The 21,770-nt window shown below is 71.3% G+C and carries 20 protein-coding genes and 1 pseudogene; 9 read left to right on the forward strand and 12 right to left on the reverse strand.

The genetic code is table 11. From position 1 onward, the window contains the following. A partial coding sequence (locus tag IZR01_RS14745; protein WP_194924178.1) for a serine/threonine-protein kinase occupies positions 1–1,323 on the reverse strand: 1,323 nt, incomplete at its 3' end. 313 nt (positions 1,324–1,636) lie between these two features. Between IZR01_RS14745 and IZR01_RS14750 the strand changes: the two genes are divergently transcribed. Next, positions 1,637–2,764 (forward strand): PP2C family protein-serine/threonine phosphatase, encoded by a 1,128-nt coding sequence (locus IZR01_RS14750; protein WP_194897528.1) that lies wholly within the window; start codon positions 1,637–1,639, stop codon positions 2,762–2,764. A gap of 138 nt (positions 2,765–2,902) precedes the next feature. Here IZR01_RS14750 and IZR01_RS14755 read toward each other — a convergent pair whose 3' ends face one another. Further along, on the reverse strand, positions 2,903–3,520 hold the full coding sequence (locus IZR01_RS14755; protein WP_194897529.1) for a TetR/AcrR family transcriptional regulator: 618 nt from the start codon (positions 3,518–3,520) through the stop codon (positions 2,903–2,905). A 315-nt stretch (positions 3,521–3,835) separates the two neighbouring features. On the opposite strand from IZR01_RS14755, the pseudogene IZR01_RS14760 reads away from it, so the two are divergent. The 7 genes and pseudogenes from IZR01_RS14760 to gnd all read left to right on the forward strand — a co-directional run. After that, positions 3,836–4,057 (forward strand): annotated as a pseudogene (locus IZR01_RS14760) (metal-sensitive transcriptional regulator); the annotation flags it as partial. A 93-nt stretch (positions 4,058–4,150) separates the two neighbouring features. Next, complete coding sequence (locus IZR01_RS14765; protein WP_194924179.1) at positions 4,151–7,147, forward strand: serine/threonine-protein kinase; 2,997 nt, start codon at positions 4,151–4,153, stop codon at positions 7,145–7,147. A 25-nt stretch (positions 7,148–7,172) separates the two neighbouring features. Continuing rightward, positions 7,173–8,615: a hypothetical protein gene (locus tag IZR01_RS14770; RefSeq protein WP_194924180.1), complete on the forward strand. Its 1,443-nt coding sequence runs from the start codon at positions 7,173–7,175 to the stop codon at positions 8,613–8,615. An 86-nt stretch (positions 8,616–8,701) separates the two neighbouring features. Continuing rightward, positions 8,702–9,508 (forward strand): SAM-dependent methyltransferase, encoded by an 807-nt coding sequence (locus IZR01_RS14775; protein ID WP_194897533.1) that lies wholly within the window; start codon positions 8,702–8,704, stop codon positions 9,506–9,508. Between the two features lie 114 nt (positions 9,509–9,622). Continuing rightward, positions 9,623–10,966 carry an amidohydrolase gene (locus IZR01_RS14780; protein ID WP_194924181.1) on the forward strand — a complete coding sequence of 448 codons (1,344 nt, stop codon included), beginning with the start codon at positions 9,623–9,625 and terminating at the stop codon, positions 10,964–10,966. A 118-nt stretch (positions 10,967–11,084) separates the two neighbouring features. Continuing rightward, complete coding sequence (locus IZR01_RS14785) at positions 11,085–11,411, forward strand: hypothetical protein (protein ID WP_194897535.1); 327 nt, start codon at positions 11,085–11,087, stop codon at positions 11,409–11,411. 39 nt (positions 11,412–11,450) lie between these two features. Further along, positions 11,451–12,890, forward strand: coding sequence for an NADP-dependent phosphogluconate dehydrogenase (gene gnd, locus IZR01_RS14790; RefSeq protein WP_194897536.1), 1,440 nt, complete (start codon positions 11,451–11,453; stop codon positions 12,888–12,890). 140 nt (positions 12,891–13,030) lie between these two features. Here gnd and IZR01_RS14795 read toward each other — a convergent pair whose 3' ends face one another. After that, positions 13,031–13,600, reverse strand: coding sequence for a TetR/AcrR family transcriptional regulator (locus IZR01_RS14795; protein WP_194897537.1), 570 nt, complete (start codon positions 13,598–13,600; stop codon positions 13,031–13,033). 61 nt (positions 13,601–13,661) lie between these two features. Here IZR01_RS14795 and IZR01_RS14800 point away from each other — a divergent pair, with 61 nt between their 5' ends. Then, entirely contained in the window at positions 13,662–14,159 is a 498-nt protein-coding gene (locus IZR01_RS14800; RefSeq protein WP_194924182.1) for an FBP domain-containing protein, read from the forward strand. A gap of 3 nt (positions 14,160–14,162) precedes the next feature. Here IZR01_RS14800 and IZR01_RS14805 read toward each other — a convergent pair whose 3' ends face one another. The 9 genes from IZR01_RS14805 to IZR01_RS14845 all read right to left on the reverse strand — a co-directional run bounded on the left by IZR01_RS14805 (position 14,163) and on the right by IZR01_RS14845 (position 21,753). Beyond that, positions 14,163–15,251 carry a D-alanyl-D-alanine carboxypeptidase family protein gene (locus IZR01_RS14805; protein WP_323747007.1) on the reverse strand — a complete coding sequence of 363 codons (1,089 nt, stop codon included), beginning with the start codon at positions 15,249–15,251 and terminating at the stop codon, positions 14,163–14,165. 75 nt (positions 15,252–15,326) lie between these two features. After that, a complete protein-coding gene (locus IZR01_RS14810) occupies positions 15,327–15,671 on the reverse strand; it encodes a YrdB family protein (protein ID WP_194897539.1) in 345 nt (114 codons plus the stop codon). A 48-nt stretch (positions 15,672–15,719) separates the two neighbouring features. Then, positions 15,720–16,076, reverse strand: coding sequence for a GatB/YqeY domain-containing protein (locus tag IZR01_RS14815; protein WP_194924183.1), 357 nt, complete (start codon positions 16,074–16,076; stop codon positions 15,720–15,722). 327 nt (positions 16,077–16,403) lie between these two features. After that, the gene (locus tag IZR01_RS14820) at positions 16,404–17,021 is read right to left on the reverse strand and encodes an HAD family hydrolase (protein WP_194924184.1); all 618 of its coding nucleotides are present in this window, start codon (positions 17,019–17,021) and stop codon (positions 16,404–16,406) included. Continuing rightward, positions 17,018–17,839: an enoyl-CoA hydratase-related protein gene (locus IZR01_RS14825; protein ID WP_228559486.1), complete on the reverse strand. Its 822-nt coding sequence runs from the start codon at positions 17,837–17,839 to the stop codon at positions 17,018–17,020. The genes IZR01_RS14820 and IZR01_RS14825 overlap by 4 nt, the downstream gene beginning before the upstream one ends. A 28-nt stretch (positions 17,840–17,867) precedes the next feature. Then, entirely contained in the window at positions 17,868–18,674 is an 807-nt protein-coding gene (gene fabG, locus IZR01_RS14830; protein ID WP_228554361.1) for a 3-oxoacyl-ACP reductase FabG, read from the reverse strand. Then, positions 18,671–19,708: a phosphotransferase family protein gene (locus tag IZR01_RS14835; RefSeq protein WP_438939698.1), complete on the reverse strand. Its 1,038-nt coding sequence runs from the start codon at positions 19,706–19,708 to the stop codon at positions 18,671–18,673. Before IZR01_RS14835 ends, fabG begins: the two co-directional genes overlap by 4 nt. Before the next feature lie 10 nt (positions 19,709–19,718). Further along, positions 19,719–20,489 (reverse strand): SDR family oxidoreductase, encoded by a 771-nt coding sequence (locus tag IZR01_RS14840; protein WP_194893466.1) that lies wholly within the window; start codon positions 20,487–20,489, stop codon positions 19,719–19,721. 55 nt (positions 20,490–20,544) lie between these two features. After that, positions 20,545–21,753 carry an acyl-CoA dehydrogenase family protein gene (locus IZR01_RS14845; RefSeq protein ID WP_194893467.1) on the reverse strand — a complete coding sequence of 403 codons (1,209 nt, stop codon included), beginning with the start codon at positions 21,751–21,753 and terminating at the stop codon, positions 20,545–20,547. Positions 21,754–21,770: the final 17 nt, after the last annotated feature.

Consider the following 21,770-nt stretch of genomic DNA (forward strand, 5'->3'; position numbering starts at 1 on the left):
CGGGGAGGTGGAGGTGCCGGCGGATCCGGAGGGTGAATCAGAGGACGAGGATGAGACGGAGGTGGGTCCCGGGGCGGCGATGCCTGGGTGGTTTTTGCCGCCGTGGCTGAAGTCTGCGCCGAGGATGCTCGCGAAGATGATGACGAGGGCCAGCGCTACCAGTACTACGGCGGGCAGGCGGCGGCGGTTTGAGTTTGTGGCCGGCCGGCGATTGGTGCTCGGCGGCATCGCAGGAGGTTGCGATTGTTCGCCGGCTGCCGCTGCGGCGGGTGCGGGCTCGGCTTCAGCCTTGCTCGCCGATTCATCACCGGCGGCCTCATCAGCTGTCGGCTCGGTCACCACCGGTACCGACGGCAGGCTCGTGATCGCCGGTGCCTTCGCTTCGGCGCCGGCCGCCATCGGCAGCGTCGCTCGTGCCTCAACGAGGTCGGCCAGTCCGGCCAGTTCGGCCAGTCCCGCGCCCGCTTCGGCGCGCGGTGCCGGGACCTCCGGCGGGATCCGCCGCGTAGCCAGGTTCCCGACTTGCTCCTGCAGATCCGGCGCGGTCGGCCGGTCCTCGGGCTCCTTGGCGAGGCAGGCCACGATCAGCTTCCTGATCAGCGCGTCCTCGACGCCGTCGAGATCCGGCTCCTCGTGCGTGATCCGGTACGAGAGCGCGGTCGCGTTGCCCTCGCCGAAGGGGTGCCGGCCGGTGACGGCGAAGGTGAGTACGCCGCCCAGCGCGAAGATGTCGGCGGGCGGTCCGACCTCGCGCTGCCCACGGATCTGCTCCGGGGCCATGTAGGGCGGGGTGCCGACCACGGTGCCGGTGCGGGTGATGGTGCTGGCCGTGAAGTCGCGGGCGATGCCGAAGTCGATCAGATGCGGGATCAGCTGTCCGTCCCGCTCGGCGAGCAGGACGTTGGCCGGCTTCACATCGCGGTGCACGACGCCGGCCGCGTGGATGGTGCTCAGCGCCTCGGCCAGGCCCGCCGCCATCTGTTGGGCGTCGGCGGGGGCCAGTGGGGAGCGTTTGACCCAGTCGCTCAGCGAGGTGCCCTCGATGTACTCGGTGGCCAGCCAGGGGTGCGCGCCGTCGAGGTTCGCCGCGACGATCCCGGCGATGAAGCGGCCGTCGACCTTGGCGGTGGCGGTCGCCTCGCGGATGAAGCGCTTGCGGAACTCCTCGTCGCGCAGCAGTTCGGCGTTGACCACTTTGACCGCGGCCCAGTTCTTGCTCTTGTCGACGCCCAAGTAGACGCGCCCCATGCCGCCGGCGCCCAGCAGCCCGCGGATCCGGTACGGGCCGATCTTCTTGGGATCCGTACCCTGTACAGGTTCCATCCCCGCGTCCCCTTGAGTGCTTGCCCTGTCACTCCAAGCGGTCGCACTTTAACAGACGGCTGCGTTCGTAAAGGGGCACTACCGGGCAGTTCGCCACGGTGTTCGAGCCCTGATGGCCATGCGGTAGCCCAAGCGTGCGAATCGGGCGATTCCTCGACATCTCCGTGGCGGTGCGGGTTATGCTCCGTCGTGTCGGATTAAGGACGCTGAGAGGCGTGGGCACGCGTTGGGTGGTCCTTTGACACGATGGCTCCGGGCGGGCGGCGTGGGCACGCGCCGGCCGGCCGATAATGGTCGTGCCCTCTTCTTACTGGTGCTGCCCGGGATCTGGGTCGCGGTGGTGCTGGTCCTGCAGGTGCTGCTCCCGGCCCGGATCCAGCTCGCCCCGCTGCTCGCCGCCGCGCCCGCGATCGCCTGTGCCGGGACCGGCCGCCGGCAGTGCGTGACGATGGCCGGGCTGTGCGCCTTCGTCGCGCTGCTGCCGTGGGGGCCGCAGGCCCGCTCCGGCGGCGAGGTGCTGCGGCTCGGCACGTTCGGCGCGATCCTGGTGGTGGTGGCGGCCAGCTACGTGATCTCGGTGCGGCGCCAGCGGATGCTCGGCGAGCTCAGTCAGGTGCGGGCGGTCGCCGAGGTGGCGCAGCGGGTGCTGCTGCGCCCGCCCCGGCCCGCCGTCGGCGACGTACTGGTCGCCGCGCGCAGCGCCTCGGCCTCGGCCGGCGCCTCGGTCGGCGGCGACTTCTACGACATCGTGGACACGCCCTACGGGGTGCGCGCGGTCATCGGGGACGTGCGGGGGAGCGGGCTCGGCGCGGTCGAGGTGGCCGCGGTGCTGCTCGGGTCGTTCCGCGAGGCCGCCTATGACGAGCCGGACCTGCGTGACCTGGTGCGCCGGCTGGAAGTGAGCCTGCGGCGGTTCCTCGGGGACGCGGACGCCGCCGCCGCGCACGTGCCGCTCGCGGACGGCGCCCGGTTGTGGGAGACCTCGAACTCGCTCGCGGTGGCCCCGCCGCGCACCACCGTGGACGTGCGCGAGGAGTTCGCGAGCGTGGCCGTGGTGTCGATCCGGCCCGACGGCCGGCTGGAGCACGTGAGCTGCGGCCACGCGCCGCCGCTGCTGGTGCGCTGTGGCGCGGTGTCGACAGTCCAGGGCCAGTCGGTCGGGCTGCCGCTGGGGCTCAGCGCCCTGGCGCCCGGCGCGGACGACCGGGCCCGGCTGGTGGTGACGCCGTTCGACAGCGGCGACTCGCTACTCCTCTATACAGACGGCGTGACGGACTCCGGCGGACCCGATGTGGAGCCGCTGCCGCTGGCGCAGATCCTGGAGGACTTGGCGGACGCCGGGCCGGAGTATGTGCTGTCGGCGATCGAGGGTGAGGTGACGGTGCGGGCGCGTGGGGCCCGGGCGCGGGATCTGGCGATGCTGTTGGTGCATCGGCCTTGAGGGTGGATCGGCCCTGAGGGTGGATCGGCCCTGGGCTTTGCGGGGGCGTGGTCTTGAAATGCGTCGGCTTTGAGGCGCGTCGGCCCTGAGGGTGGATCTGGCCGCCCGAGGCGATGTTCCGACGCGATGTTCAGTCGTTCAATCCTCGACCGGCAGCGCCGTGTACCCCGGCGCCCGCAGCCCGTCCAGGAACAGCTGGAGATAGCGCCGCGAGCCGCGCCGCACCGTCACCAGATCCGGCAGCGGCCGGGTGAGCTGGGCGACGCCCACGAAGATGTCGTCGCGGTCGATGCCCGGACGCAGCACGCCGGCCCGGCGGGCCCGGGCCAGCATCGTGTCGAGCAGTCCGTTCAGCCGCTCTTCCAGGACCTTGACCTCCGGGTCGCCGGGGTCGTAGGCGCCGTCGAGCATCACGCACGTCGCGCCGATCTGCTCGTCGGCGGCGGCCAGGACGAAGCGGCTCAGCGCCTCGAACGGGGCCTCGGCCTGGGCCATCGCGGCCTCGGCGCGGTCGGCGGCCCGTTTCAGCACGCTGTGGACGACGGCCAGCACCAGCGCGTCGCGGTCGGGGAAGTGGCGGTAGACGGTGGCGTTGCCGATGCCGGCGCGGCGGGCCACCTCGTCGATCGGGGCCTGCCGGCCGACTTCGGTGAACAGGTCGCGGGCCGCGGCGACGATGCGTTCGCGGTTGCGTTGGGCGTCTACTCGGGGGGCTCGGGCGTGCGGCGTGCGGCGTGGGGTGGCCACGACGTCCACGGGTTCCTCCTGGGCGGTGGGGGCGGGACGGGAGCCGGACCATCGTAACCTTTGGAAATGCCCTGATTTGCGATGCGCGGCGGCTTTTCCGGCGAATGGGGAAGACCGCCGCGCACGAGACACGGAGGGGGTGCGTACTCGGGCGCGGCGGCCGCTTTCCAAGGATCGACCTGCGGAGGGATCCTCGTCGGGGACCAGGTCCCCGTGTGCAGGGTAACGCATCTTCCGGGGAAATGTTCCCCGGAAAATAACGATACTTAGCGTTGCTTATTATATCCCCGCCTCGGCCACTGTGGGCGGTTCGTCGGCGGCTGCCGGAAATACCCCGGACAGATCCGGGGTGCGATCGCGATGCTGGAGTCCGGGCGGGACTGCTCGGAGATCGTCACTCAGCTGGCCGCGGTGTCCCGGGCGCTGGACCGGGCCGGGTTCAAGGTGATCGCCGGCGGGCTCTGGCAGTGCCTGGGTTCTGAGGATGCTGAGGAACGCTCGGCCAAGGTGGCGCAGATGGAGAAGTTGTTCCTGTCGCTGGCGTGATGCCTGGATCCGGGCCGCGGGTAATCCCCACTGGACCGATTCTCCCCCCGGATGACCATCGCGCCCGGCCGCCGATCCCCGTAGGCTTCTGGGGTGACCGAGCCAGGACGGGTGATCGGGGGACGCTACCGACTGGTGGATCGGTTGGGTTCCGGGGCGTTCGGACAGGTCTGGCGCGCCTACGACATGCACCTCGAGGTGGATGTCGCGGTGAAGCAGATCCTGCTGCCGATGGAGGGCAACGGGCCGCAGGCCGCCGAGCGGGTGGCCAGGGGCGCCCGGGAGGCGCGCAACACGGCGCGGCTGCGGGACTGCCCGAACATCGTGACCGTGCACGACGTGCACATCGAGAACGGCGCACCGTGGATCGTCATGCAGCTGGTCAAGGGCGAGAGCCTGGCCGAGCGGCTGGCGCACACCGGGCCGCTGACCGAGAACAACGCGGTGGCGCTGGCCCGCGACCTGCTGCGGGCGCTGGCCGCCGCGCACGCCGCCGGGATCGTGCACCGCGACGTGAAGCCGGGCAACGTCCTGCTGGCCGCCGACGGCACCGGGCTGCTCGCCGACTTCGGGATCGCCGTCCGTTTCGACGACCAGCGCGTCACCCGCACCGGGACCTTCATCGGCTCGCCGGGCTACGTCGCGCCCGAGCGGGTGATCTCCCAGGACGCCGGCGCGGTCGGTGACCTGTTCTCCCTCGGGGCGACGCTTTACGAGGCGGTGGAAGGGATTCCCGCCTTCCGAGCCGACGTCATCGGCTCGGTGGTGGCCGGGCAGCCGGCGCCGATGCGCCGGGGCGGGCGGCTGACCGCCCTGATCACCCGGCTGCTGGACAAGGACCCCGCGACCCGGCCGGACGTGGCCGCCGCCTTCGCGCTGGTCGGCAACTGGACTCCGCCGCCGACGATCGAGGCGCCGGGGTCGGTGCGGGCGCTGGGCCAGGACGTGCAGCTCGGCGTGGAGTGGGTCGAACACTTCGCGTTCGTCAACGAGCGGCTGCGCAACGACGACAGCGCGGCCAGCCGTGGCGCGCGCACGGCCAACGCGCCCGAGGCGATCCGCAGCATCCGGACCGCGATCGAGGTCAACCAGAACGAGTACCTGGCGGCCGGCGGTCGCGAGGTGCACGCCGTCGTCACGGTCAGCACCGTGGACTCCGGGAGCGGGCCGCCCCGGCACGGCGCCGCGGCGGCCGCGGCGTTACGGGCCGACCGTACTTACGGCGCCAAGCCCGGGCCGATAGCCAGCGCCGACGGGCCGCCGTCGGTGGTCTTCATCGCCGACTGCTCGCGGTCGCTGGCCGAACCGGGCCGGCTGGCCGGGGTCAAGGCCGCGTTACACGCTGGGATCGAGGCACTGCCGGACGGCGCGCGGTTCGCGGTGATCGCCGGGCGCGCCGACAGCCAGCCCGTCTACCCCGAGGACGGCGGCACCGAACCGGTGACGGCGGCCTCGCGCGCGGCGGCCAAGTCGGCGGTGGACCGGCTGACCGCGTACGGCGGCCGCGAGATCGGCCTGTGGCTCAGCCGCGCGGCCCGGATGTTCGCGCTCGGGTCCGGGCCGGTGCGGCACGCGATCCTCATCGTCAACGGCAAGGACGAGGGACTGCACCCCTCACGACTGGCGCTGACCGCGCGGGCCTGCGCCGGGCTGTTCACGGCCGACTGCCTGGGGCTCGGTGAGGACTGGGAGGTGCACGAGATGCGCCTGCTCTCCGACCAGTTGTCCGGGACGATGGGGTTCGTGCCCGACCCCGAAGCACTGCCGGAGGCGGTGCGCGAGGCGACGGCCGGGGCCGTGACCAAGCGGGTCGCAGACGTCGAACTCAGTCTGTGGACGCCGAGCGGCGCGGTGATCCGCTATGTGAAGCAAGTCAGTCCCCTGTTACGCGACCTGACCGACAACCGGATCCCGGGCGACGCGGTGCGCACCGTCGGCTTCCCGACCGGGGCGTGGGGCGAGGAGCGCCGCGAGTTCCACATCTGCGTCGAGGTGGCGCCGGGCGAACTCGGACAGGAGAAACTGGCCGCCCGGGTGCAGCTCACCGCACGCGGGCCGGAAGCCATGGAAGTACTCGGCGAGGGCAAGATCCGCGCGGTGTGGACCGACGACGAGACCATGGTGATGCGGGTCGTGTCGAAGGTCGGCCCCTACACCGCGGCGGCCGAGCCCGACGTGTGGGTGGACCCCGAGATCGCCGATCTGGAACGCGAACTCGCCGGGCTCGCCGACGAGCTGTCGCAGGCCGAAGCCGAACTCGCCGAGGTGCGCAATCTGCTGACGGTGTTCGGGCGCGCGCACGCGCGCATGTTCGCGCCGCTGCTGGCCGAGCTCGACGAGATCGAGGCCCGCATCGCCGAGGTGCACGCGGCGCGCAGCGGTCGCGAGGACGACCAGCGCGACGCCGAGACGGCGCGCGAGCGGGCCCAGCAGTCGGCCCGGCAGGCGGACGAGGAGAAGGTACGCGCCACCCGCGCCGACCCGCCGCGCCCGGCGCCGACCGGCGAAGCCAAGCGCATGTACCGCAAACTGGCCCGCCGCTGCCACCCGGACCTGGCCGACGACGAGGCCGACCGGCAGCGCCGCGAGGTCTTCATGGCGCGCGTCAACGACGCCTACACCCGCGGCGACATCGGCCTGCTGGCCCAGCTCTCGCAGGAGTGGGACGCCGAGGGCGGCGCGGACAGCACCACCGCGCCGCCGCCGAAGGACCCGGGCGCGCGCCGCAAGCTGAAGGAGCACCTGCGCCAGGCGCTGTCCTCGGTCCACACCCGTCTGGACCGCATCCGCGACGAGCTGACCGCCGCGCGCGATTCGGAACTCGGCCGCATCGTGTTCGCGCCCGGGCAGGAGGCCGGGATGCCGGCGGCGATGCGCCGGTTGGACACGATGGCGGACAAGCTGAAGACGCTGGTCGACGAGCGGCGGCGGGTGCTGGACGGGTTGTTGGACGCCGCTGCCGCCGCCGCTGCCGCCGCCGCTGCCGCCGCCGCTGCCGCTGCTGCTGCCTCTGCCGGTGCTGGCGCCGGTGCTGCCGCTGGTGCCGCGGGACCGGCCGGTGCCGGTGTGGGGGACGAGAGCAGGCGGTGAGGATCGGTGTGCTGACAATGCGGTGGTGAGCATGGCAGGTGACGCGGTCGACGCCGAAGCGAGTGACGCGGCTGGCGCCGAGGCAAGCAACGCGGTCGGTGCCGAGCCGGGTGGCGCCGCTGGTGCTGAGGAACCGGAGCGCGCTGCCACGGGTTCCGAGGTCGAGCTGGTCGGCCGGGCGGATCTGGCGGCCGTCGGCGCGTCCGTGCTCGCCCGGCGGATGTCAGAGCTCGGTCTCACCGACGAGCCGCGAGTGGTGTGGCGTCGACCGATCGAAGAATGCTTAAGTGTCGAGGCGCGTGAGGACGGCGCGCTCGTATTGCACAGAGTCGGGCATGACGGGGTCCGCATTGCGCCAGTGGGCTGGGTGGATGTCGCAACCGGTGCGAATGTGACTCCGCACGGGCCGTACATCGCGGCGGATCTTCTCCTCGGAGAGGCGAGCGTGATGCGTGTCGACCCGCGCAGTGGCTATCTCATCTTCACCGATGAGGATCACCCTGGACGTGCCAACACCGTCGCGATCGATCGATCGAGTTCTGAGGTCGCGTGGGGGATCACGGCCGATCGCAGGACGGCGACGCTGGGCTACGGCTGGCCGCTCTGGGCCCACGACGACCATCCGGACGCCGAGGTCCTGATCCCCTACACGACCCAGTTCACTGAGGACATCCAGTGGCAGCTCACCGATCCGTTCAGCGGCCGGGCAGTCTGGATCGCCGACTGGATGCAGGAGGGCGAGCCGGACCTGGCAGCCGTGCAGGATCCCCGCCAAGTCGTGCTCGCCTTGTTGCCCGGCGGCGGAGCGCACGAGTTCGACGGCCTGCTCGGTCTGCGTGCCGAGGACGGCGCGCGGTTGTGGCACATCAACTACTGGCCGCTGGGTAGGCGGTATCGGCCGCGGAAGCACCCGGTCTACGCCGGCCGATCAGAGAGCTGTGTCGTCCTGGTCGAGCTGGTCCACACGCCGGTGTGCCGCTGCGGCGAGATCGTGCCGCCGAGTCCGCTGGCCGAACGGTTCTGTGAGAACTGCGGCCGGCCCTTCGACTTCCGGGCGTCGGTGCAAGTCCACAGCCGCGCGACCGGCGAGCTCCTGTTCGCCCGTTCCTGGCCGGACCTCAACGCCCCGGTTACGGAAGTCGCCGACGTCGTCGACATCCGCTCCGAGGTCCTGCTGACCCGCGAGGGCTCCTTCGTCCGCGGTCATTCGCTCCCCGAGGGCCGGCAACTCTGGTCCCTCACCCCGCCGAGCGCGACTACTTTCCACGACAGCGGCCGCCATCCGAACAGCCGCTGGGCTTGGCTCAGAGACACCGTCGAGGAGTCGGCGAGCCTGTTCGTCCACGCCGCCACCGGCCGCACCCTCACCCTGCCCGGCGCGGTCCATCACACTCCCGATGACCGCGTAGTCACCCACGTCGACGGCGAACTGGTCTGCTGGGCGCTGCCCGGAGGCGGAGGCGATTAGCGATCGCTGTTATCAGGAAGCAGAGTTCGTGGGTATGATCCGCGCCAAGCGATCAACACCGGGATGGGCCGGGATGGGGAGGCGACATGTCCGAGGCGGACTGGACTGTGCCGGGAGTGGACACCGAGGTCGCCACGCCGGCCCGGATGTACGACTACTACCTCGGTGGCAAGGACAACTTCGCCGCGGACCGCGATGCCGCCGAGAAGGTCCTGAAGAACATGCCGAAGGTGCGGGCCTTCGCCCGGGCGAACCGTGCGTTCCTGGGCCGCGCGGTGCGGGCGATGGCGGCCGAGGGGATTTCGCAGTTCCTTGACATCGGTATCGGGTTGCCCGGTCCCGGCGGGACAGTGGCCAGTGCGCTGGCGGCCCGGCCGGACGCGCATGTGGTGGGCGTCGACAACGACCCGATCGTGCTGGCGCACGCCCGGGCCCGTCCGGTGGACGCCGGGGCCGGGGCCGCGACGATCGTCGCCGGGGATCTTCGGGATCCGGCCGCGGTGCTGGCTGATCTGCGGATGCGCGGAGTGCTCGACTTCGAGCGGCCGATCGGCGTGATGCTGATCGCGGTGCTGCACTTCGTCGGCGACGACGAGGACCCGTACGGCATCGTCAATACCCTGATGGACGCGGTCGCGCCCGGCAGCTTCCTGGCGCTGACCCACGTCACCGGGGATTTCGACCAGGAGCGGCTTGCCGTGTCGGCGCAGGCCTACGAGAAGTCGACGGCGAAGCTCACGGTGCGCAGCGCCAAGGAGACCGCCGCGTTCTTCGACGGCCGGGAGCTGCTGGAGCCCGGTGTGGTGTTGCTGCCGCGCTGGCGTCCGGACGGCGCGGTACCGGCCGACGCCGACGACATCTGGATGTATGGGGCGCTCGGCCGCAAGAGCTGACCGAATCGGCTGACTGAAGTCGCGGCAGCGGCTGCCGGCCGAAGTTACTGAGGAGTTGCCTCCACACGTCGCCCCGACCAAGGTGGGGGACATCCACCTCGGAACGGAGTCCGCATGACCCAGCCCGCCGCGCCGGCCGCCGCCACACGCCCGAACCCGGCCGACCTCCTACGCGGGCTGGAAGCAGTCCTTCCCGGCCTCCGAGACCTCTACAAGGACCTCCACGCCCACCCCGAACTCTCCTTCCATGAGGTCCGCACCGCGGGCATCGTCGCGCAGCACCTGCGCGCGGCGGGCTGGGAAGTCACCGAAGGCCTGGGCGGCACCGGAGACCTCCCCGGCACCGGTGTCGTGGGCGTGCTGCGCGGTGGCCTGAACGGCGCAGCCGCCGGGCCCGTGATCCTCGTGCGAGCCGACATGGACGCGCTCCCGGTCGCCGAGGAGACCGGCCTTCCTTACGCCTCGACCGTCACCGCCGCCGACCGCGACGGCACCGAAGTCCCGGTGATGCACGCCTGCGGTCACGACGTCCACGTCGCCTGTCTGCTCGGCGTGAGCGACCTGCTGGCTGCGAACCGTGCGGCGTGGGGCGGCACCGTGGTCGCCGTCTTCCAGCCGGCCGAGGAGGTCGGCGGTGCGCCGAAGATGATCGAGGACGGGTTCCTGGACCGTTTCCCGCGTCCCGAGGTCTGCCTCGGCCAGCACGTCGCCCCCGCGCCGGCCGGGCTGGTCGGCACCCGGCCGGGTCCGGTGATGAGCGCCTGCGACACCCTCCGGGTCAAGGTGTTCGGGCGCGGCGGGCACGGTTCGATGCCGGAGTCGACCGTGGATCCGGTGGTGATCGCGGCCGCGATCGTCATGCGGTTGCAGACGATCGTGACCCGGGAGATCGCCGCGAGCCAGCAGGCCGTGGTGACGGTCGGATCGCTGCGGGCCGGGACCCGGGCCAATGTCATCCCGGACGAGGCCGAGCTCGGCATCACCGTCCGCACCGCGTCGCCGACCACCCGGACCAAGGTGCTGGCCGCGATCGAGCGGATCGTCAACGCCGAGGCCGCCGCGTCCGGCGCCGAGCGGCTGCCGGAGATCACGACCGAGGACGAGTTGCCGCTGCTGGTGAACGACCCGGCGGCGACCGAGGTGGTCCTGGCGGCGTTCCGCGGGCTGCTCGGCCCGGGCTCGGTGTTCGTGCTGCCCAGCCCGCTGACCGGCAGCGAGGACTTCGGGCACTTCGGCACCGCGCTGGGCGTGCCGACCGTGTTCTGGCACTTCGGCGGCCTGGACCTCGCCGACTTCACCGAGGCGGACATCCACTCCCTGCTGGAGAACGGCATCCCGGCCACGCTCCCGACCAACCACTCGCCGAAGTTCGCCCCGGCGGTCGACCCGACGCTGGAGTTCGGGGTGCGGTTGATGATCGCCGCCGCCGGTGCGTGGCTGGCGGGCGCGTCGGCCTGAGAACCGGTGGATCCGGTGGATCCGGTGGATCCGGCGGGCGCGTCGGCTTGAGAACGGCGGATCCGGCGGGCACGTCGGCGGGAGAATAGGCGTTGGGACATTCGGAAGGGAGCGCGGGATGGGTGTGGGTGGCTGGCTGCGCAAGGGCACCGATCGGTTCCTGAGCCGTTTTGAGGATCCGCTGGAGCAGTTCGAACTGGCCCGGCGGCGGCAGTTGGACCTGCTCGGCGACCTGGAGCACCGGATGCTGCTGGTGCAGCCCGGCTCGAAGGAAGAGGCGAACCTGCTGAAGGCCAAGGCTGATCTGGAGAGCCGCATCAGCGAGTTCCAGGGCATCATCGTGCGGTTGAAGGCCTCGAAGTCAGCCGGCGCCTCGGCCTCGGCGGCGGACCGGCTGGAGGAGGAGATGCAGCGGTTGGCCGAAGACGCCCGGCGGTGGAGTTGAACATCCCCTCCCGCGGCCATGAGTGTTAAGTTGCCGAATATGCAGGCATCCGCACAGATCGGCGTGACCGGACTGGCCGTCATGGGCCGCAACCTGGCCCGCAACTTCGCCCGTCACGGCTACACCGTGGCCCTCCACAACCGCACCGCCGCACGGACCCGGGCCCTCGTCGAGGAGTTCGGGGACGAAGGCTCTTTCGTTCCCACCGAGACCGCCGAGGACTTCGTCGCGGCGCTCGAGAAACCCCGGCGCCTGATGATCATGGTCAAGGCCGGGGACGCCACCGACGCGGTGATCGAGGAGTTCGCCCCGCTGCTGGAGCCCGGCGACATGATCATCGACGGTGGCAACGCGCACTTCCTGGACACCCGCCGGCGCGAGAAGGCGCTGCGCGAGCGCGGCATCCACTTCGTCGGCTCCGGGGTGTCCGGCGGCGAGGAGGGCGCGCTGCACGGCCCGGCCGTCATGCCCGGCGGCTCCGCCGAGTCCTACGCGGTGCTCGGCCCGATGCTGGAGGCGATCAGCGCCAAGGTGGACGGCGAGCCGTGCTGCACGCACATCGGCACCGACGGCGCCGGGCACTTCGTGAAGATGGTGCACAACGGCATCGAGTACGCCGACATGCAGCTCATCGCCGAGGCCTACGACCTGCTGCGGCACGTGGCCGGGTACGCCCCGGCGCAGATCGCCGACGTGTTCCGGGTCTGGAACAAGGGCCGGCTGAACTCCTACCTGATCGAGATCACCGCCGAGATCCTGGCGCACACCGACGCCGGGAGCGACAAGCCGTTCGTCGACATCGTCCGCGACGCCGCCGAGCAGAAGGGCACCGGCCGCTGGACCGTGCAGACCGCCCTGGACCTCGGCTCCCCGGTGACCGCGATCGCCCAGGCGACGTTCGCCCGAGTGGCCTCCTCCCGCACCGCACTGCGCGACGCCTACCGGCCGCTGCCCGGCGGTACGGAGCACCCGCTGCGGCCGCACGAGGCCGAGCGCTACGTCGCCACGGTCGAGCACGCGCTCTACGCGTCCAAGGTCATCGCCTACGACCAGGGCTGGACGATGATCCGGGACGCCGCCGAGGAGTACGGCTGGGACATCGACCTGGGCAACGTCGCGGCGATCTGGCGCGGCGGCTGCATCATCCGGGCGGCGTTCCTGGACCGCATCCGCGCCGCCTACAACACCGACGCGACGCTGCCCAGCCTGCTGTCCGAACCGGAGTTCGCCGACGAGATCACCAAGGCCCAGGTGCCGTGGCGCGAGGTGATCGCGGCCGCCACCCGCCGCGGGATCCCGGTGCCGGCCTTCTCCTCGGCGCTGGCCTACTACGACACACTGCGGGCCGAGCGGCTGCCGGCGGCGCTGATCCAGGGCCAGCGGGACTTCTTCGGTGCGCACACCTACCGCCGGACGGACCGGGAGGGGACGTTCCACACGCTGTGGGCGGAGCCGGGGCAGCCTGAGGTCGAGGCCTGATTCGGTGCTGACGCGGGGCTGAGTCAGTTCCCGTAGTTAGTCCTCGCGCGGGGCTGATTCGCTGACGTGCGGCGGGTTTCAGCGGAGGTGTGGACCTGGACCCAGGTCTTCGCTTCGGCCGAAGCCCGCCGCGTTCGTCGTTACGCCGCCGGCCAGTTCCGCAGCGCCACGTCCAACGCCTCGATGGCAGCGTTCCAGGAGTCGTCGGCGGGCCGTGGGTTGTGCTGATACGAACCTCCGGCCTCCAACGTGACGAAGCCCAGGATCGTCGCGCCGAGCAGCCGCACCGCGTCGGTCTCGGCGGGTTCGCCGAGGGCGTAGCCGCGCAGCAGGGCGCGGTTGAGGTCCGAGTTCCGGCGCGCGGCGTCGGCGGCGGGGGAGTCGAGCGGGAAGGGCATCCGGGCGGCGGCGAAGCGGCCCGGGTGGGACTTGGCATAGTCGCGGTAGGCGGCGGCGAAGGCCAGCAGCGCCTCGCGCCCCGCGCGGCCGGCCAGCGCCTCGGCGACCCGGTCCGCGAGCTCGCCCAGGGCCCGCGCCGCGACCCGGACCCGCAGGTCGTTGGCGTTGCGGATGTGCGAGTACAGGCTGGGTTCCTTCACCCCGAACCGCCGCGCCACCATCCCGATCGTGAGGTTCTCGAACCCGATCTCGTCGGCCAGTTCGGCGGCCGCGGTCACGACCAGCTCGGGGGACAGCCCGGCGCGCGCCATCCGACTCCTTCGTGAGTTAACGATTTGCCTAAGTGACTTAGGCAACCTTACCGTACCCACCATGGAACCGATCACCGAGCGCGAGATCCGCACCAGCTTCGTCAACTGCTCCAAGGGTGAGGCCCAGCGACTCGGCCTGCCGGCGGACCTGGCTGAGAAGTCCTGGTCCGACCTGGACTTCCTGGGCTGGCGCGACCCCGGGGCGCCTGACCGCGCCTACCTGGTCGCCCCGTACGAAGGCCGCCTGGTCGGGGTCTCCCTGCGCGCCTCCGGCGGCGGCGCCCGAGGCTTCGGCGCCCGCAGCATGTGCTCCGTCTGCCTCACCACCCGCACCGGCGGCGGCGTGGCCCTGATGACCGCCCGCCGCACCGGCGAAGCGGGCCGGCAGGGCAACTCGATCGGGCAGTATCTGTGTACTGACTTGCAGTGCTCGCTGTTCGTGCGCGGCATCAAGACCTCGGCGGTCGGGCACGACCTGGACGAGTCGATCGATCCGGCGGGACGGATCGCGCGGGCGAATACGAATCTGCACGCGTTCTTGAAGCGGCTTTTCGCTTAGCGGTCAATCCATTGCTTCAACCAGCCGTCGGCTCACCAGCAGAACGCTGGTCAGCCCCGCCTCGGCCGTAGTCCCCGCATTCTCGTGCAGCACGACTCCCAGCACGAAGTGGTCCTCCCCGTTCAGGGTCCGGTGCGCGGCCCACATCAGTGCCCCGCCGGCCGGGGTGCTGGAGCCGGTCTTGCCGCCGACTACGCCGTCGGCGCCCAGGAGGGTGTCGGTGTTCGCCAGCACGGTCGGGTCGTCGGGGACCTCGGTGTCCGGGACGCCGGTCAGCGCGAGCAGGGTGGGGTCGGTGAGGGCGGATTCGGCCAGCAGCAGTTGGTCGGTGGCGGTGCTGCGGGTGGCCGCGTCCAGGCCGCTGGGGTCGGTGTAGGTGGTGTGGGTCATGCCCAACGCGGCCGCCGCGGCGTTCATCTCGGCCACGAAGGCGTCCTCGGTCCCGGCGTCCCAGCGGGCCAGCAGCCGGGCGACGTTGTTGGCGGACGGGACCAGCATCAGCTCCAGCATCGCGCGCTCGCTGAGCCGCTGCCCGGCCCGTACCGGCGCCGAGCTCTCGTCGCGGTCGTAGGACTCGTCCTCGGCCTGCCGGTCGACGGTGATGTCCGGCCCGTTCTGCCCGTCGGCCAGCGGGTGGTCCTTGAGCAGGACGTAAGCCGTCATCACCTTGGCGACACTGGCGATCGGCACCGGTGTCTGGTCTCCGCAGGTGCCGAGGCTGCCGATTCCCTGGGCCCACAGCGCCGTCTCGCCGTCGTTCGGCCACGGCAGCGACCCGGCCATGTCCCGGTACGCCGGCGCGACCAGTTTCAGGTCTGGCTCGGCCGGGCTGTCGAAACCGTGCGCGGCCAGCACCGCCACGGTTCCCCCGCCGCCGACCACCAGGATGGCGCCGACAAGGGTCGCGGCGGCGGCGAGCCGGGAACGGCGCCGGCGTTTGCCGGCCCGTGTCGCGGCCCGCGCCGCGGATTCAGATGCCGCAGCTCCGAGTGCCGCAGCTGGCGCAACTGCTTCGGGCACCGAGGTCTCAGGCCCGGAAGCCGAGATCTCAGGGGGCTCCGATGCCGTCTCTTCCAGTTCTGGATTGGGCACCCATCGAAGCTAGCGGAGCCCCGGTGTCGAACGCGATCTCTAACGCCGCGTTGTGACAGAACTGCGTAACGGCCGTCAGGTCCCGACCGTGTACTCGATCAGGACCGACAGCACCGCCAGCGCGGCGAACGCGATCGCCATCGTCCGATGCCCGGTCCCGGCCAGCGCGAGCGCCGCGACCAGGAACACGGCCAGCTTCAGCGCCGCCTCCGGCACTGTCGGCAGGTTCACCGGATGTCCGCCGGCGGCCAGGAACGTGGCCCAGATCGCGATGGCCGCCGCGGGCGCCCCCACGGCGAGCGCGGCCTTGGCGAGCCCGTTCCCGCCAGTGTGGATGCCCCAGTAGACGAGAACCGCGAGCATCGCCATCTCCAGCGCGAACGCCAAGCCGGCGTTGGTGATGGTGACGGCGCTTTTCACGGGTTCCTCCTGGGCCGACATGCGGGGATCGCGCGGATGTGCCCACTCTCAGGCAAGGAACGCTGCCAGAGTCGTTGCCGCGGCCCGCAGTTCAGCCGCCTTCTCCGCGTGCCCCGACCCCTCGTAGACCTCCGCCGCCCGCTCCTGCTCGGCGATCTCCGCGCGCACGATCGCGGCGACGTCCGCCTCACTGAGCTCGCGGCGTGCGGCCTCGGCCACCCCGATCCCCACCGCGCTGGCCTCGATCGCGCCGGCCCGGGCCGGACCCGCGTCCACGGCTTCGGCGTTCTCGATCGCGGCCAGCGTGGCGCGCAGCGTGGAAGTGGTGGCACGGTCGCGTGCCTTCAGGGCGGTCGGCAGGGCGGCACGCAGGCGGTCGCGCAACAGGACAGGAGGTTCGGTCATGCGTTGACGGTAGGTCCGGCGGCGCCGGTGATCAAACCGTTAAGAGCGACCGAGGATTGGTGGCCGGTCTGGCGAGGCGGCGCAGCCGCCGCAGCGCACGGAAAACTCGGCGGGGCTCGTGTCTTTGGCGGCTTCGCCGCTGGTGGCTGGGCGTGCCGGACGGACGCCCTCGACCCGGCCCGCGCCTGCGCGCAAATTGGCACGAGCGTCGTGGGCGGTCGGCTTGCAAGCGCAGCGCCGCAAGGCACCGGTGCGGCCAGGCTCGGAGCTCCGACGCTGGTTTCCCAATGTCGCTCAGCCCGCCCGGCCACCAATCCTCGGTCGCTCTCAGCCGAACCAATCCGCCAACGTGGCGACGGTTCGCGCGGAGTCCGTGTGATGCAGCCCTCTGATACCGAGCCGCTCGGCGCCCCGCAGATTGTGTTCCAGATCGTCGATCATCACGCACTCGGCGGCCTCGACCCCCAACCGGCCGCACGCGATCTCGTAGATCGCCCGTGATGGTTTGCGTACCCCGACCTCGCCGGAGATCACCCAGGTGTCGGCGAGCGCGGCGAGATCGTACCCGCGATAAGCGTCGTCGCCGAGCGAGTTGGAGACGATCGCGACCGGGACACCGGCCGCACGCAACGCCTCCACGGCCGCGATCATCGCCTCGTCCGGCTTCAGCAACGCCTGGAACGAGTCGACGAACCCCGGCGCCGGCACCTCGACACCGCGCGGCGCCAACAGTTCCGCGATGCCGCGTTCGAACCCCGCCTGATCGATGCGCCCGCACTCGTGCTCCACCAACAGGGCACCGGCCGCGGGCTCGGTCCGGAACAGTGTCCCGAACAAGGCCGGATCGCCTGACACCGACAGCGAATACGTTTCGAAGGCCTCGAAGATGCTCGTCGTCAGCACGCCGCCGAAATCGGTCAGCACGGCCCGGGGCGCGTCGCTCATGCCGACTCCAAAGGCTCGAACTGTGGGGGACGGCGCTCCAGGTAGCTGTGCACGCCTTCTGCCGAATCGGGATGCCGGAACGACTCGTGCATCAGCTTCGTCGACAAAGCGACAGCGGTCGGCAGATCTGAGTCCAGCGCCTGGAACACCTGCTGCTTGATCAACGCCATCGACCGCGGCGAGCAGTTCTCGGCGAGATCGGCCGCGTAGGCCAGGGCGTCGGCGAGCAAGGATTCGGCGGGCCGGACCCGGTCGACCAGACCCAGCGCCAGGGCCTCCTCGCCGAGCACCACCCGCGCGGACATCAGCAGGTCCAGCGCCCGGCTGGGCCCCACCAGGCGCGGCAGCAACCAGGCGATCCCGTACTCGGCGATCAGGCCGCGGCGGGCGAAGGCCGTCGTGAACTTGGCCTGCGGCGTGGTGAACCGCAGATCGCAGTACAGCGCCTGGACCAGCCCGAGCCCGGCCACCGGGCCGTTGATCGCGGCGATCAGGGGTTTGCGAAAGGACAGCGGACGCTCCCGGGGCCGGCCCGGGAGCCGCCCGATCGTGTCGGGATCGACGGTGCCCAGCTGCGACAGGTCCGCCATGTCGGCCCCGGCGCAGAACCCGCGTCCGGCGCCGGTGACCACTACGACCCGTACTCCGGGATCGGCTTCGGCTTCGTCGAGCAGGGCGAAATACCGCTCCTGGAGCGGGATGTTCCACGCGTTCAGCCGCTCCGGCCGGTTGAGCGTGAGCAGCAGGACCGCGCCGTGCCGCTCGGCCAGGACCAGCTCGGATGTCTCAGTGCTTTGCGTCATGTTGGTCTGCGTCATGCCGCCCTCCGCTTCCTGGAACGAGCGATCAGTCCTTCGGGCCGCCGGCCGCGTAGATCACCTGGCCGGACACGAACCCGGACTCCTCGCGGACCAGGAACGCCGCGACCGCCGCGATGTCCTCGGGCTTGCCGGAGCGCCCGACCGGGATCTGGCTGATCGCCACCTGCCGGAACACGTCGAAGTCCACGCCCATCCGCTCGGCGGTGGCCCGGGTCATGTCGGTCTCGATGAAGCCCGGCGCGATCGCGTTGGCCGTGACGCCGAACTTGCCGAGCTCGATCGCCAGCGTCTTGGTGAAGCCCTGCATCCCGGCCTTCGCCGCGGCGTAGTTCGCCTGGCCCCGGTTGCCCAGCGCCGAGGTGCTGGACAGGTTCACGATCCGGCCGAACCCGGCGTCCACCATGTGCTTCTGCGCCGCCCGGGACATCAGGAACGCGCCGCGCAGGTGGACGTTCAGCACCGCGTCCCAGTCCCCGACGGTCATCTTGAACAGCAGGTTGTCCCGCAGGATCCCGGCGTTGTTGACCAGGATGGTCGGCGCGCCGAGTTCGGCGACGATCCGGGTCACCGCCGCGGCCACCTGCTCCTCGTCGGAGACGTCGGCGCCCACGGCCAGCGCCTTGCCGCCGGCCTTGGTGATCGCCGCGACGGTGTCCGCGCACGCGGTCTCGTCCAGGTCGAGGACGGCGACCGCGTGCCCGTCGGCGGCCAGCCGGAGCGCGACGGCCGCGCCGATCCCGCGCGCGGCGCCGGTGACGATCGCGGTGCGCGGGGTGTCGCGCGTCGTTCCGGAGGCGGTTCCGGCGGCGTTCTGGCCGGTCTGCTCGGTCATGTCAGTGTCCTTAGTGCTTTGGCGATGAGGGAGTCGATCTGGTCGATGGTCGGCGCGAACGCCGCGGCGCGGTTGCGCGGCTCGTCCTGGACGCGGCGCAGCACGCCTTCGGCGATGATGGCGATCTTCCACAGCCCCAGCGCGTGCCAGAAGCCCAGGGCGGAACCGTCGCGGCCACTGGCTTGGAGGTAGGCCGCGGCCATCTCGTCGCGGTCCGGGAAGCCCGGCATCGCCGAGTTGCTGAGCAGGCCCTGGCCCGCCTCGCCGGCCGCCGGCCAGTACGCCAGCAGCGTGCCGACATCGGCCAGCGGGTCGCCGAGCGTGCACAGCTCCCAGTCCAGGACCGAGCGGACCGAGCCGTCCTCGGGGGAGACGATCACGTTGCGCATGTGGAAGTCGCCGTGCACGAGCGTGAGCTCCCGCTGCTCCGGGATCGCCGCCGCCAGCCTGGCGGTCAGCGTGTCCAGGTCCGCCGACTCGCGGGTCTTCGAGTTCTGCCACTGTGTCGTCCAGCGCTTCAGCTGGCGTTGGGCATACGGCTTGTGGCTGGCCAGGTCGACCAGTTCGGTCCGGGCCAGATCCACGGCGTGCACCGGCGCCAGCGCGCGGGCGATGGCCAGGCCCACGGCGTGCCGGGTCGGCTCCGAGACCGCGTCGAGGACCTCCCGCCGGTCCAGCACCAGGCCGTCGACGAACTCCATCAGCACCATCGGCACCTCGTCCGTCTTCCACACGCCGAACACGTGCGGTACCGGGACGTCAGAGTCCTGCAACGCGGTCAGGATGCGGGCCTCGCGGGCCACGTCGTGCGCCGAGGCCAGCAGGTGCCCCAGTGGGGGACGCCGCATGATCCAGCGTCGGTCCGGCCGGCCGCCGGCGTCGGTGACCGCGTAGGTCAGGTTCGACTGGCCGACTCCGACCCGGGTCAGGGTCAACGGCGGCTCGTGCTCGATCCCTGACTCGCCGAGCCAGCCCGAGACCAGTCCCGGCAGCTCGGCGACGATATCAGAGCCCGCGGTGCCAGAGCCGACGATGTCAGAGCCCTCAGACACCGGCCTGCCCCAGCAGCGCGCCGCCGTCGATGACCAGCGTCTCGCCGGTGATCCAGGCCGCGGCGTCGGAGGCCAGGAACGCCACCGCCGAGGCGACGTCGTCCGGCTCGCCGAGCCGGCCCAGCGGGTAGGCGCCGGCGACCTCGGCCTCGTGGTCGGCGAACAGGCTCTCGGCCAGCCTGGTCCGCACCACCGCCGGCGCGACGCCGTTCACCCGCACCTTCGGCGCCAGCTCCAGCGCCAACTGCTTGGTGACGTGGATCAGCGCGGCCTTGCTGGCGTTGTAGACGCCCAGGTTCTGCGCGACGTGGATGCCGCCGATCGAGGCGGTGTTCACCACCGACCCGCCGTGCTCGCCCATCCACGCCTTCACCGCCAGCGAGGTCCACAGGATCGGGCCCCATAGGTTGGTGTCCAGGGTCTTGGCGAACCGGCTCTTCTCGATGTCGATCAGCGGGCCGTAGGCGGGGTTGGTGCCGGCGTTGTTGACCAGGATGTCCAGGGCGCCGAAGCGCTCGATCGCGAACGCCACGCAGGCCCGGGCCGCCTCCTCGTCGGTGGCGTGCGCCTGGTAGCCGATCGCGGTGCCGGGGCCTTCGACCAGCTTGGCCGCCTCCTCCGCGTTCTCCCGCGTGCGTGAGGTGAGGACGACGTTCGCGCCGCCGGCGGCCAGGGTCTGGGCGATCGCCAGGCCGATGCCGCGCGAGGCGCCGGTGACGATGGCCGTGCGGCCGGACAGGGAGGGGATGAGGGGAATGGTCATGAGCTTCGGGGGTCTCCTGCTCGGCGGCGGTTACGTCAGTGCTTGTCAGTGCTTGTCAGTGCTGGTATTTGGCCAGCTCGATCTTCGCGATGGACCGCTTGTGGACCTCGTCCGGCCCGTCGGCCAGCCGCAGCGTCCGCAGGTGGGCCCAGGCCCAGGCCAGTGGGAAGTCGTCGGTCACGCCGGCGCCGCCGTGCACCTGGATCGCGCGGTCGATGACGCGCAGCGCCATCTCCGGCGCCGCCACCTTGATCGCGGCGATCTCGGTCCGGGCGGCCTTGTTGCCGACGGTGTCCATCATCCACGCGGCCTTCAGCGTCAGCAGCCGGGTCTGCTCGATGTCGATCCGGGACTCGGCGATCCAGTCCTGGATGTTCGCCCGGTCGGCCAGCGGCCGGCCGAAGGCCACGCGCTCGGCGGCCCGCCGGCACATCAGCTCCAGTGCCCGCTCGGCCATGCCGACGGTGCGCATGCAGTGGTGGATCCGGCCCGGGCCCAGCCGCGCCTGGCTGATCGCGAAGCCCTCGCCCTCGCCCTTGAGCAGGTCCTCGGCCGGTACGAACACGTCCTCGAAGGTGATCTCGGCGTGTCCCTCACGGTCCTGGTAGCCGAACACCGGCAGCGAGCGCACGATCGTGACGCCCGGCGCGTCCAGCGGCACGACCATCATCGACTGCTGACGGTGCGGCACCGCTTCCGGATCGGTCTTGCCCATCACGATCAGCACCCGGCAGTTCTGGTGCATCGCGTTGGACGTGAACCACTTGCGGCCGTTGAGGACGTAACCGCCGCGGGCGTCGTCCCGGACCATGCGCATCTCGATGTTCGTGGCGTCCGAGGACGCCACCGCCGGCTCGGTCATCGCGAAGCCGGAGCGGATCTCGCCGTCCAGCAACGGCTTGAGCCACTTCTCCTTGTGCGCGTCCGAGCCGAAGAGCGTCAGCACCTCCATGTTGCCGGTGTCCGGCGCGGCGCAGTTGGTGGCCTCCGGGGCCAGGTGGCTGCGGCCCATGATCTCGGCCAGCGGCGCGTACTCGAAGTTGGTCAGCCCCGGACCCCACTCGGCGTAGGGGTGGAAGAGGTTCCACAGCCCCCGCTTCTTGGCCTCGGTCTTCAGCTCCTCGATGACCGCCGGCTGGTGGTGGGGGTCTCCCGAGGCGCGCATCTGCTCCTCGTAGACCGATTCGGCGGGATAGACCTGCTCGTCCATGAACGCGAGCAGGTCGTCCTGGTAACGCTGGGCGCGATCAGAGACAGTGAACATGATTCCGGTATAGTTGA

Origin of the sequence: Catenulispora pinisilvae, assembly GCF_015356865.1 — a bacterium.
GTDB lineage: Bacteria > Actinomycetota > Actinomycetes > Streptomycetales > Catenulisporaceae > Catenulispora > Catenulispora pinisilvae.